The organism is Maribacter sp. (assembly GCF_049667165.1).
Taxonomy (GTDB): domain Bacteria; phylum Bacteroidota; class Bacteroidia; order Flavobacteriales; family Flavobacteriaceae; genus Maribacter_A.
The window spans coordinates 1-12,167 of the sequence record NZ_JBATHS010000040.1; the positions used below are offsets into that span (position 1 = coordinate 1).

General features: G+C 40.7%; 10 protein-coding genes and 1 pseudogene. 4 read left to right on the forward strand and 7 right to left on the reverse strand.

Features of this window, described 5'->3' with window-relative positions; translation table 11 throughout:
• The 3 genes and pseudogenes from WBM98_RS02125 to WBM98_RS02135 form a co-directional block, all read right to left on the reverse strand.
• Positions 1-181: pseudogene (locus WBM98_RS02125) on the reverse strand (glycosyl transferase family 1); the annotation flags it as partial.
• Positions 182-278: 97 nt separating this feature from the next.
• Positions 279-2,717, reverse strand: coding sequence for a hypothetical protein (locus WBM98_RS02130; RefSeq protein ID WP_424364373.1), 2,439 nt, complete (start codon positions 2,715-2,717; stop codon positions 279-281).
• A gap of 34 nt (positions 2,718-2,751) precedes the next feature.
• Positions 2,752-3,015, reverse strand: a complete 264-nt coding sequence (locus WBM98_RS02135) for a DUF4834 family protein (protein WP_424364374.1) — start codon at positions 3,013-3,015, stop codon at positions 2,752-2,754.
• A gap of 117 nt (positions 3,016-3,132) precedes the next feature.
• Between WBM98_RS02135 and WBM98_RS02140 the strand changes: the two genes are divergently transcribed.
• Together WBM98_RS02140 and WBM98_RS02145 are read left to right on the forward strand one after the other, a co-directional pair.
• A complete protein-coding gene (locus WBM98_RS02140) occupies positions 3,133-4,158 on the forward strand; it encodes a transporter (protein WP_424364375.1) in 1,026 nt (341 codons plus the stop codon).
• A 107-nt stretch (positions 4,159-4,265) separates the two neighbouring features.
• A complete protein-coding gene (locus WBM98_RS02145) occupies positions 4,266-5,390 on the forward strand; it encodes a GTP cyclohydrolase (RefSeq protein WP_424364376.1) in 1,125 nt (374 codons plus the stop codon).
• A 51-nt stretch (positions 5,391-5,441) separates the two neighbouring features.
• On the opposite strand, the gene WBM98_RS02150 is transcribed toward WBM98_RS02145, so the two are convergent.
• The 3 genes from WBM98_RS02150 to WBM98_RS02160 form a co-directional block, all read right to left on the reverse strand.
• On the reverse strand, positions 5,442-6,701 hold the full coding sequence (locus WBM98_RS02150; protein WP_424364377.1) for an aminotransferase class I/II-fold pyridoxal phosphate-dependent enzyme: 1,260 nt from the start codon (positions 6,699-6,701) through the stop codon (positions 5,442-5,444).
• A gap of 129 nt (positions 6,702-6,830) precedes the next feature.
• Complete coding sequence (locus tag WBM98_RS02155; protein ID WP_424364378.1) at positions 6,831-7,871, reverse strand: PLP-dependent cysteine synthase family protein; 1,041 nt, start codon at positions 7,869-7,871, stop codon at positions 6,831-6,833.
• Positions 7,872-7,943: 72 nt separating this feature from the next.
• Positions 7,944-10,088 carry a S9 family peptidase gene (locus WBM98_RS02160; RefSeq protein ID WP_424364379.1) on the reverse strand — a complete coding sequence of 715 codons (2,145 nt, stop codon included), beginning with the start codon at positions 10,086-10,088 and terminating at the stop codon, positions 7,944-7,946.
• Positions 10,089-10,150: 62 nt separating this feature from the next.
• Here WBM98_RS02160 and WBM98_RS02165 point away from each other — a divergent pair, with 62 nt between their 5' ends.
• A complete protein-coding gene (locus WBM98_RS02165) occupies positions 10,151-10,477 on the forward strand; it encodes a YbaB/EbfC family nucleoid-associated protein (protein ID WP_424364380.1) in 327 nt (108 codons plus the stop codon).
• Between the two features lie 42 nt (positions 10,478-10,519).
• Positions 10,520-10,972 (forward strand): thioredoxin family protein, encoded by a 453-nt coding sequence (locus WBM98_RS02170; protein WP_424364381.1) that lies wholly within the window; start codon positions 10,520-10,522, stop codon positions 10,970-10,972.
• Between the two features lie 67 nt (positions 10,973-11,039).
• On the opposite strand, the gene WBM98_RS02175 is transcribed toward WBM98_RS02170, so the two are convergent.
• On the reverse strand, positions 11,040-12,140 hold the full coding sequence (locus WBM98_RS02175; protein WP_424364382.1) for an OmpA family protein: 1,101 nt from the start codon (positions 12,138-12,140) through the stop codon (positions 11,040-11,042).
• Positions 12,141-12,167: the final 27 nt, after the last annotated feature.

A 12,167-nucleotide genomic window follows, 5' to 3' on the forward strand; every position in this document is an offset into this window, starting at 1 on the left:
GTCCTTCGGGAATCTCATTTACAAGGGATTCATCCAAAAGAGGGTAATTAGGATTTTCAGGAATGTAAAGCATTGGGGTTAACCCAAAATCAGGTAAATATTTTACAAATTTCAACCATCGCTGTACGCCAGGGCCACCTGCCGGGGGCCAATAATAGGTTAGGATCAATACTTTTTTCATGTGTTATTCTTATTATTTCCATAGGTCACATGTAACCTTTGATGTTAAAAATAATCATTCCCTTGATTGTTTAATGATTATTTTAAGCCTGTCAGTTTCATTGATCCCCTTCTTTTTTCGAGGATCGTCGCACGGAATACATGATTCCACCTAAAACGATCAGCCCAAGAACAATGGAGCTGGCCAAGGTTATTATACTTCCTTTTTCAATGATTTGAGGTTCAAACTTGAATTCTATGGTATGGTCCCCACCCGGAACCGACAATGCCCGTAACACATAGTTTGCCCTAAAATGGTCTTTAGGTTGCCCATCGATATAGGCATTCCATCCATGACCATAATACATTTCAGAAAACACGATAACCCCTGGATAAGGGTTCGATGCCTTATAGGTCAAATGATTCGGTTTATAATCTGTCAAGGCTACGGTAGCCAATGAATCGGTATGGAAATTGAATCTATTGATCGTGGAAAAACGAAACGTATTCACAACGGCTTCATTCTTGACGTCCAGATTTTCCAACGCCTTAATCTCTTCATCGGCAGTCTTTACTTCAATGAGTTTGTTCACAAACCAGGCATTGCCATTGGCATCAGGATTCAAGGTAGGAATGCCATTACCCTCTTCGTCTTGTTGAACGACATATTTCACATTAAGCAGGTTCAAGATCCCGAGGTTCCCTTTATAGATATAAAAATCGAATAAATCCTGTAACCTTGCCGGTTTGGCCGCATGGTAGCCCCCAATGGATTTATGATAATATGAGGTACTGGCACCATTTAAACCTTCTTGAGGGTTATATACCCTATAGATTGCTTTGTCTTTTGCAATTTGTTGATCAGCCAGTGTTTCGGGAAAAGGCGCCGCCATTTTTCGTTTGGAAACAAAATCTTCCTTGTTTACATAACGTAGATCCACACCTACCAAATCAACAACGATCAAAATTCCCAAAATCAGGATAAGTATATTGGCCTTGATTCTTTCCTTTAAATACAACCAAACAACGCCAGCGGTCAACGTCACAAAAACCAAACTCCGTAAGAGGTCATTCATATAAACCGCCTCCCTGTCCAAACGTATCAAGGAAAGGATCTCATCGCCATAATATCGTTTCAATGTCTCGTCTGAAATACCTTCAAAACTGAAAGAGCCTTTCATCAAGAACAAGGCAAGGCCCAAACCGATGACCATAAAGAAGGATATCTTCAATGCCTTCAATTTTTCACCCCTTTCACGGATGGGACTAAATAATTCCTTAAGTGCCAAAATACCCAATATGGGCACACAGAGTTCCAATAATACCTGTATGGAGGATACCGCCCTGAACTTGTTATATAGCGGAAAATAATCGATCATAAAGTCTGTGAGCAGTCCAAAATTTTTGCCCCAAGATAATAAAAGTGATAAAAGTACACCGCCCAATAGCCACCATTTTGCTTTGGACTTGACCAGGAACAACCCAAGAAGAAACAAAAATAAAATGATTGCCCCGACATAGGCCGGACCTGCAACAATGGGCTGATCTCCCCAATACAACGGCAAATTTTTTGAAAAATCCAACGCCTGGCTTCTAGAAATACCCTGATCGATCAAAAAATCATACGTTTTCGAGTTCCCTCCCAAATCCTCGGCATTTGACCCTCCGAACAGACGTGGCACAAAGAGGTTCAATGATTCAACAATTCCGTAACTATATTGGGTGATATATTCTTTATCCAGACCCTTTGTTGCGGTCTTTGGTGTGCCATCTGGAGTAATGGTCAGCTCAGAGGTGCCCCGCGTGCTCCAATCCGCATATTCCTTAGTGGCCATCAAACTGGTCGCATTGGCAGCTATGCCCAATATAACCGCTACCAATAATAATCCGACTGAAGCGAAATAATGCTTTAATTTCTTATTTCTTATCCCATCGACCAAATAAACAATCCCAACAATCACTACCAATAACATAAAATAATAGGTCATTTGATAGTGATTGGCCCCTACTTCTAGGGCCATGGCAATGGCGGTCAACACAAACCCCCAAAGATACTTGCCTCTAAAGACAAGGATAATGCCCCCTAAAAGCATGGGCATATAGGCCAAGGCAAGGGCTTTGGCATTGTGCCCGACACCAAGGATAATGATCAGATAGGTAGAAAACCCAAAGGCCAAAGCCCCCAGTGCAGCAAGCCTATAGTCCACTTTTAGGCAACATAATAAAATATAGAATCCTAAAAAGTACAGAAATAGATAATCGGCAGGTCTTGGTAGAAAGCGGATCAAACGGTCGAGTTTCTTTACATAATCATGTGGATAATAGGCACCAAGTTGATAGGTGGGCATACCGCCAAAAGCACTGTTGGTCCAATACGGTTCTTCCCCGTTTTTCTTTCGGAAATCATTTTGTTCCTTGGCCATACCGGTATACTGGCGGATATCGGATTGTTCTATGACCTTACCCTGTAACACAGGATTGAAATAGGCCAAGGCGGCTATTACAAAGAAAACCAAAACAAAAAAATGGGTGTAAAAAGCTTTGAAACCTGACTTCATTAGAATAGTAATGTGGTTGGTTCGGCTAAAATAATCAATCTAGTTCCTCAAATTCGATGTATTCACCAACTTTTTTGGAAGATGCATTTCTTTTTGGGGGTTTCTTGTCAATAATCACATCCCCCACTTTTTCCTCGTTCGTATGCTGTTGATTATTAAATCCCCCGAAATTCTCTCGAAATCGTTCTTCGGTCTTCTTTGCTGCATAGCTGAAGAGTTTAGGCCCAAACCACTTCACCAAAATTTTCAGCAGGTAATACACCAAAAGGATTATTAAAATCGTTTTCAGAAAAGTCATACTAATTTTAAATAATTTATATCAAAAGTACGATTCTAGCGTTGTAATAGTAACGTAAAAGTCTTAAAATAATAATAAAATAGAGCTATGAAGGGTTGTTTTGAGTTTAAAAAATTGATGCATTCAATACTTTTTGCCTGCCTAATAATACCAACTTTTGGAATATCGCAGTATACGGATGTCATTAATTCGAATAGACCCGGCTTATCGGTAAGTGCTTATGCCGTAGGTAAAAATGTATTGCAATTGGAAACCGGTCTTTTTTATGAACAGCAAGATCATAGTTTGTTGAATACCCAAAGTGATCTTTTTGGGACCGACATCTCATTGCGCTACGGACTATTGTTCGAGCGCTTGGAATTGAATTGGGAAAGCACCTTTCAAAACCAAAAAATTACATTCGAAAATTTTGGAACCACTGATTCCAGGACTGATTTTTATAGAAATAGGATCGGGCTTAAATTTTTGATCTATGATCGTTATAAGAATGACAAACCCAATCTATACAGTTGGAAGGCCAACAATGTGTTTCAATTGAAAAATTTGATTCCATCCATTTCGGTATATGCCGGGGCAAATTTTGTTTTAGGGGATAACCCCTTCTATGTGGGTGACCCAACGATATCTCCAAGGGTTATGGTAGCCACGCAAAGCAGGTTATCACCAAGATTCGTGCTTATTTCCAACTTGTCCTATGACCGTATTGGCACGGATTTTCCTGAAATGGGTTATACGATTTCGCTCTCACATGCTTTTCGAGATCCCAAATGGAGTGTCTTTGTAGAAAACCAGGGGTTTGATAGTGACCGGTATTCCGATGTGCTCTTACGCGGTGGGGTCGCCTATTTGTTCAATGAGGTACTACAGGCAGATATGAATCTAGGTGCTAGTTTTAAAAACACACCATCACGTATCTTTATAAGCGCAGGCGTATCGTACCGGTTCGATTTCCATAAAGACGAACCTAAGGCCATCGAGGACCAAAATGCCGATGGCAATGGTGGGGAAATCAAGAAAAAATCTTTGAAAAAGAAGAAAAAGAAGAAGAAAAATACAGGAACGGGCGCTGAGGATATTGATTTAGGGCCTACCAAAAAACAGCTTCGCAAACTTAAAAAAGAAGCTAAAAAGGATAATTTATAGGTACCCCACAGTGCATTGAAAATCTGCGAACAGCGTCAATTAAAACTGCCACTATAATTTTTTGGTATTGATTTATATTGCTAATATTGACCTTACAAAATGTATGTATGGTCACCCTAAGAGAAGCTACTTCAAAAGCCGATTTAAAGAAATTCGTCACGTTTCCGTTTACCCTTTATAAGGATTCGCCCTATTGGGTCCCTCCGATCATCAATGATGAACTGGATTCGTTCGACAAATCAAAAAACCCAGCCTTTGAAAATGCCGAGGCCCGTTTTTTTCTTGCCTATAAAAACGAGGAAATCGTAGGGCGGATAGCGGCCATTGCCAATTGGATCGAAATCAACCAACAAAAGGTAAAGAAAATGCGCTTCGGCTGGTTCGATTTCGTCGATGACACAGAGGTGTCTGAAGCATTGTTGAAAAAGGTCGAAACCCTTGGCCATGGGTACAATTTAGAGTATATGGAAGGACCTGTTGGCTTTTCCAATTTAGATAAGGTAGGTGTACTTGTAGAGGGCTTCGAGGAAATAGGGACCATGATCACTTGGTACAATCATCCCTATTACCAAAAGCATTATGAACGCTTGGGCTTCATCAAGGAAAAGGAATATATGGAAAATAGATTCCCATTTGCAAATGCCCACCCCAAGTTCTTTGAAAAGGCCAACGAGTTGGTACAGAAAAGATATGGCGTTAAGGCCATAAACTTCACAAAAACGAAGGAGGTGTTGGCCATGGCCGACCAAATGTTCGATTTATTCAATGAATCATACGCCTCCTTATCTTCTTTTGTTCCTATCACAGAAGTGCAGAAAGCCTATTTCAAAAAGAAGTATATCAGTTTTATCAATCCTGAATACATGAAATTTATTTTGGATAAGAATGATAAGCTCATTGCCTTTGGTATCGTGATGCCCTCATTCTCAAAGGCACTTCAAAAAGCCAAGGGTAAATTATTCCCGATGGGTATTTTTCATATGTTATGGGCTAAAAAATACAGTAAAGATGTGATTTTCTACCTGATAGGCGTGCATCCTGAATACCAGAACAAAGGGGTTACAGCGGTCATTTTCAGTGAGTACCATAAAACGTTTTCTGAGAGAAAAATCGAAAAATGTATTCGTACCCCAGAATTGGAAGACAACATCGCCATTAAACAAATCTGGAAGCATTTTGATCCGAAAATATACAAGCGCCGTAGGACTTATCGAAAGGATCTTAACCAATAAGACCCCTAAAAACCAATGGCCGATAGGGGTCTTATTTTCAGGAGGATGCTATTATTCCCCCATGGCTGCTGCTACCGCAGCGGAAAGTCTCTTGTAGGTACCATTTTGTAAACGTTCCCTGATGGCAGAAAAGGCTTCCAAGGTCTCTTCGATATCAGTCAACGTATGTGTGGCTGTAGGAATAAGGCGCAATAAAATCATTCCTTTTGGAATGACCGGATACACCACTATGGAACAGAAAATACCATAATTCTCCCGAAGATCCTTGACCAACGCCATGGCTTCCGGAATACTACCACTTAAATATACCGGGGTTACACAGCTTGTGGTCGTACCTATGTCAAAACCTCTTTCCTTAAGTCCATTCTGCAGGGCATTGACATTCTCCCAAAGCTTTGCCTTTAATTCTGGCATGGTCCGTAACATATCCAAACGTTTCAAGGCCCCTTTGACATAAATCATAGGCAATGACTTGGCGAACATTTGCGAACGTAAATTATATTTCAAATAATCGATGATTTCCTTATCTGCAGCCAAAAAAGCACCAATACCGGCCATAGACTTCGCGAAAGTGGCGAAATATACATCAATATCATCCTGAACACCTTGCTCCTGCCCTGCTCCGGCCCCTGTTTTTCCAAGGGTACCAAATCCGTGGGCATCATCTACGAACAATCTAAAATTATATTTTTTCTTCAAGGCTACGATTTCCTTTAACCTTCCTTGTTCTCCGCGCATACCGAAAACCCCCTCGGAGATCACCAGGATACCACCACCAGAGTGTTCTGCCATTTTCTTGGCCCGTTCCAGGTTTTTCTCCAGGCTCTCGATATCGTTATGTTTAAAAGTAAAGCGCTTACCCATATGTAACCGCACACCATCAATGATACAGGCATGGGCGTCGACATCGTAGACAATTATGTCATCTTTTGAGACCAAGGCATCAATGGCAGAAACCATACCCTGATACCCAAAATTCAATAGATAAGCCGATTCTTTATCAACGAATGCAGCTAATTCCTGCTCCAGTTGTTCATGAAAATCAGTATGACCACTCATCATCCTTGCACCCATGGGATATGCTGAACCGTATTCGGCGGCAGCTTCAGCATCTACTTTTCTGATTTCCGGTAAATTGGATAGTCCCAAATAATCATTGATACTCCAGGTGATTACTTCTTTTCCTTGAAACCTCATTCTATTGGAAATGGGGCCTTCTAACTTCGGAAAAACAAAATATCCTTCTGCTTGTGAAGCCCATTTACCCAACGGACCTTTGTTTTCGACTATTCTTTCAAATATATCTCTCATTTTACCTAGTTGGTTTACTGCAAAAGTATTGATTTTTCATTAGCATTCATAACTTATTTAGTGCGTAACAAAAAAAGCAATGATATCGATATCATTGCTTTTTTCATATCGAATGCTTTCAAACCTTATTTATTTTATAAATTGTATGCTTTGTGTTTCTTTTTCTACTTCCGTTCCAAGAAATCCTTGGTCTTCCATCCATTTATCACTGTAGATTTTGCTCATATATCGGGAACCATGATCTGGGAACACCACCACTACATTGCTGTTTTCATCGAATTTGCCAAGGGCATCCAATTGCCTTAAGGCCTGCATTGCAGCACCACTCGTATATCCTGCAAAAATACCTTCGGTTTGGGCCAATTCGCGGGCCGCATGTGCACTTGCCTCATCGGTAACCTTAATGAATTCATCAATAACCGTAAAATCAGTTGAAGTAGGAATCAGATTCTTACCCAAACCTTCAATCCTATACGGGTATATCTCCTTATTATCGAAGCTGCCCGTTTCATGATATTTCTTAAGTACTGAACCGAAGGCATCGACACCTATGACCCGTACCCCTGAATTCTTTTCCTTTAGATACCTGGCTATACCCGAAATGGTTCCTCCAGTACCGCTACATGCCACTAAATGGGTAATATGACCATTGGTCTGTTCCCAAATTTCAGGACCTGTAGTGGCATAATGGGCATCAATATTCAATTCATTGAAATATTGGTTGATATAAACAGAACCCTTGGTTTCTTCATGCAATCGCTTCGCAACCTCATAATAAGACCTAGGGTCATCGGCACTTACATGGGCAGGACAAACATAAACCTTCGCCCCCATGGTGCGCAACATATCTATCTTATCGGCAGAGGATTTAGAACTCACTGCCAGAATACAATCATACCCTTTGATGATGCTGACCATGGCAAGGCTAAAACCCGTATTCCCCGAAGTGGTTTCAATGATGGTGCTACCCTTGGTTAATATACCCTTCTTTTCCGCTTGGTCGATGATATATGTCGCAATCCTATCTTTTGTGGAATGTCCAGGATTAAAAGCCTCTACTTTGGCATAAAAGTTACCATGAAGCTTGGCTGTGGATTTATTCAATTTGATTAGGGGAGTGTTTCCTATTAAGTCGAGGACACTATCGTAGGCATTAATCTTATGTTCCATAAAGGCATCTAAGTTTTGAATCCCGTCAATGGATACATTGTCAAAATTCCTTTACAAAATTAGTAAAATTATTTAATTCCCTATTTTTCCTTCCAAATCCAAAAGAAATGCATATTCCTTTGCCACTTCCCGCAAGGATTCGAAACGTCCGGAAGCCCCACCGTGCCCTGTATCCATATTAATGTCGAACAATATCAAATTAGCATCCGTTTTTTGATCCCTTAACTTGGCCACCCATTTAGCCGGTTCAAAATATTGCACTTGGGAGTCATGTAATCCTGTGGTCACCAAAATATTGGGATATTTTCGGGGAGTTACATTATCGTATGGGGAATATGATTTCATATATTCATAATATGCCATTTCGTTAGGATTGCCCCATTCATCATATTCTCCAGTGGTCAACGGAATGGACTCATCCAACATGGTGGTTACCACGTCTACAAAAGGTACGGCTGCAATGACCCCTTTATATAATTCAGGCGCTTTGTTCAAAATTACCCCCATCAAAAGTCCACCGGCCGACCCTCCCATGGCATATAAATGGTCGGCACTCGTATAGTTGTTTTCAATCAAATAGGTTGAGCAATCGACAAAATCGGTGAAGGTGTTTTTCTTTTTCAGGAGTTTTCCATCCTCATACCATTGTCGTCCCAAATACTGACCACCCCTAATATGGGCGATGACATACACAAACCCGCGATCCAACAAACTCAAACGAACCGTCGAGAAATAAGGATCTATGGTTGAGCCATAGGAACCATAGGCATATTGCAATATGGGTGTTCGGGCATTGATTTTGGTGTCTTTGTGATATACGATCGACATTGGGATCTTTACGCCATCCCGGGCAGTGGCCCAAATGCGCTCTGAATAATAATTTTCCTTCTTGAACTTGCCCCCTAGCACTTCCTGCTCCTTTTTGACTACTTTTTCCTTGGTCTGTATATTAAAATCAATCACAGAACTAGGAGTGGTCATTGAATTGTAGGCATACCGCAACGTATCGGTATCGAATTCAGGATTCGTACTTACATAGGCCGTATAGGTTTCACTCTCAAAGGGCAGATAATAACTATCTGACTTGTCCCATCGCGATATTTTCAATTTATTCAAACCGTTCTCTCGTTCAGACAGCACATAAAAATCCTTGAAAATATCAATATCCTCCAACAAAACATTGTCCCTATGGGGTATGAACTCTTCCCAATGTGCCGCTGTAGTGTTTATTTCCCCAACCTTCATCAGTTTGAAATTCTTTGCCTTATCCTTGTTCGTCAATACATAAAAAGAATCATCATAATGGGCAATGGAATATTCCAAACCTCTTTCCCGAGGTGAGAATACCTTGAAATCAGCTAGAGGCGTATCGGCATTCAAGGTCCTGAATTCAGAGGTCAAGGTACTATAAGATCCTATGATCAAATACTTATCCGATTTCGATTTGTAGACATAGGTTCCGAAGGTCTCGTCTTCCTCATGAAATACCAACTGGTCCTCGGCCGCAACAGTTCCGAACTTATGACGGTAGATCTTATCTGAACGCAAGGTCACGGGGTCCTTTTTAGTATAAAACAAGGTCGTATTATCGTTCGCCCAAACAGACCCGCCAGTGGTATTCTCAATAATGTCACTATAAATTTCACCGGTCTCCAGATTCTTGATTTTAATGGTATACTGTCTTCGTGAGACCGTATCGATCCCGAAGGCGGCCAGTTTGTTATTCGGACTTATGGCAATACCTCCCAGATTAAAAAATTCATGCCCTTCGGCCATGTCATTACAATTGAACATAATCTCCTCAGGGGCATCCAAAGTACCCTTATGCCGACTGTAAATGGGATACTCCTTTCCCGATTCATAGCGGGTTACATACCAATACCCATTTTTCTTATAGGGTACTGAGGCATCATCTTCCTTTATGCGACCTTTCATTTCCTCAAACAATTCTTCTTGGAATTCCTTGGTATGGGCCGTCATTTTCTTATAATAGGCATTTTCCTTTTCCAAATAGGATATTACTTCAGGGTCTTCCCGATCATTCATCCAATAGTAATCATCGACCCTGGTATCACCGTGAATTATCAATTCCTTTTTAATCTTTTTCGCGATAGGGGGAACTTCATTAATTGTCATGGTTTTCTTTTCATTTTGGCAAGAAACCGCAAAAGTAAGGCTTACCAAAGAAAATAGCATTCTTTTTTCCAAGTGTATCATATAAATTTACTTATCGCCACAATTTAGTAATTTTGGACTGTAAACTATAAAAAAAAGAAGCGATGTTTGGAGATATGATGGGTATGATGGGGAAACTCAGGGAAACCCAAGAAAAAGTGGAAGCAACAAAAAAAAGATTGGATACGGTGTACCTTCGGGAGCAATCTTCCGACGGTTTATTATCCGTTTCGATTTCGGCCAACCGGGTCATTCAGGAAGTGCACATCGATGCCTGTTTATTAGACGATAAAGAGCAGTTGGAGGACTATCTGGTCATCACCCTGAACAAGGCCATAGAAAAAGCCACAAAAGTCAATGAGACCGAGTTGGCTGCCGTCGCAAAGGAAGGGTTGCCCAATATTCCCGGTATGGATTCGTTATTCAAATAAACCCTTGGCAAGGTTTTTGAAAATGATTTAAAAAACAACAACATGAAAAGTATTTTATTGCTGTTCTTATTGCCCCTGTTTTTCAATGCACAGATCGACATGGAAGTCGTGAAGGATTCTCCGTGGCTGACCGATTTTGACAAGGCCGTGAAATTGGCCAAAAAAGAAGACAAGAACATTATGGTCTATTTTACAGGGAGTGACTGGTGTCCCCCGTGTAAAAAGTTGAAAACCGATCTCTTCGATTCACAAGCGTTCAAGGAACTTGCCGGTGACTATATCCTGTTATATGTTGATATGCCTAGAAATAAGGATTTAATCACTGCAGGACAAATGCAACACAACAAAGAACTATTAAAGAAATACAATAAAAAAGGGGTGTTTCCCCTACTGAAAGTAGTTAACGCCAATGGAAATGCCCTAGGTGAGTATTCAGGGTATAGTATGAATGGTGAAATTCGTTATCACCTTCAATTACTCAATAAATACAAATAACCGCATTGATAAAAAAAAGGGCTTCCTGAAATGGAAGCCCCTTTTAATGGTTAGTGTTTTTCTTTTTCTAGTTATTGATCAACCTAAATTCTGTTCTTCGGTTAACCGCATGCTCTCTTTCAGTACAAGTAACCCCTTCTGCACATCTGTTCTTTACCTTGGTCTCACCGTACCCATTGGCTACCAATAAGCTTGAGTTGATTCCTTTGGTAATCAAATAATCGGCTACGGCCTTTGCTCTTCTTTCAGAAAGGTCTTGGTTGGAAGAAGCGTTGCCCCTAACATCGGTATGGGAAGCAATTTCCAATTTAACCCCTGGATTTTGTTGAAGAACTGGCATTAACCTTGTATCGATTATTCTCTTGGCTTCGGCAGTCAAGGTAGCGCTACCCAAGTTCCAGTTGATCGGCAATGCTTGGTATTCAACCAATGAACATTCAACTTCCGTCCATGATGTCAAACCTCCTTTTTGCTTCAACACTTCCTTTGAAATGGTTTTGGTTACGGCAGGTACCGTTTCTTCAACTGTATAAGCGTCATTGTCCAATACGGTTTTAGTGATCTCGGTATACTCGGCAGGAATCACCTCTTCTATTACCTTCGCTGGTTCTAACAATACCCTTTTAGTATAGGAAGCATTTTTAGAGCCAATTGGTGTTTTAGCTACAGAGGCATCCGATCCCAAAACTTCCGTAGAAATAGTAGAGAATTCTGCAGGATACCCTTTGTAACACCAGTATCTACAATCATCAGGATTACCGGAAGCACAGTCAGGAGCAGAAGCGCCTAATTCCCATTGTGCATAGGCTGGCTTAATCTCGATGGTTTCGGAGCTTGGTCTAAACGAAGCTGGAGAAATACGCAAGGTATTTCCGCCTTCTTTAGAAACATAAGTAATTGTCTCCGTTCCCCATTTTTCTGGAACAACAGTCAATTTTTTTCCGGCTGCTTTGATCTCTACCCTTTCAGTAATCGTCTTGAATGTGGCAGGTACCGTTTTTAAAACCTTGTAGGCAGGTTTTACCGTCAATGAAACTGTTTCATTCACGTAAACGTCAGGAGTCGTACAACGCACATAACATTTTCCCGGTTCTGGATTGGTCGGCAGGTCTTGCGCCATTGTAATCGATGCAGTCAATACTGCAACAAATAATAGAACTTTTTTCATAATTAAAATTTAGTGTTTGTTATTTTA

Bases quoted from the DNA above. Each gene is read 5' to 3' on its own strand.
- WBM98_RS02155 (WP_424364378.1), bottom strand. From the start codon at position 7,871: ATGGAACATAAGATTAATGCCTACGATAGTGTCCTCGACTTAATAGGA.
- WBM98_RS02135 (WP_424364374.1), bottom strand. From the start codon at position 3,015: ATGACTTTTCTGAAAACGATTTTAATAATCCTTTTGGTGTATTACCTG.
- WBM98_RS02140 (WP_424364375.1), top strand. From the start codon at position 3,133: ATGCATTCAATACTTTTTGCCTGCCTAATAATACCAACTTTTGGAATA.
- WBM98_RS02150 (WP_424364377.1), bottom strand. From the start codon at position 6,701: ATGAGAGATATATTTGAAAGAATAGTCGAAAACAAAGGTCCGTTGGGT.
- WBM98_RS02160 (WP_424364379.1), bottom strand. From the start codon at position 10,088: ATGATACACTTGGAAAAAAGAATGCTATTTTCTTTGGTAAGCCTTACT.
- WBM98_RS02175 (WP_424364382.1), bottom strand. From the start codon at position 12,140: ATGAAAAAAGTTCTATTATTTGTTGCAGTATTGACTGCATCGATTACA.
- WBM98_RS02170 (WP_424364381.1), top strand. From the start codon at position 10,520: ATGAAAAGTATTTTATTGCTGTTCTTATTGCCCCTGTTTTTCAATGCA.
- WBM98_RS02165 (WP_424364380.1), top strand. From the start codon at position 10,151: ATGTTTGGAGATATGATGGGTATGATGGGGAAACTCAGGGAAACCCAA.
- WBM98_RS02145 (WP_424364376.1), top strand. From the start codon at position 4,266: ATGGTCACCCTAAGAGAAGCTACTTCAAAAGCCGATTTAAAGAAATTC.
- WBM98_RS02130 (WP_424364373.1), bottom strand. From the start codon at position 2,717: ATGAAGTCAGGTTTCAAAGCTTTTTACACCCATTTTTTTGTTTTGGTT.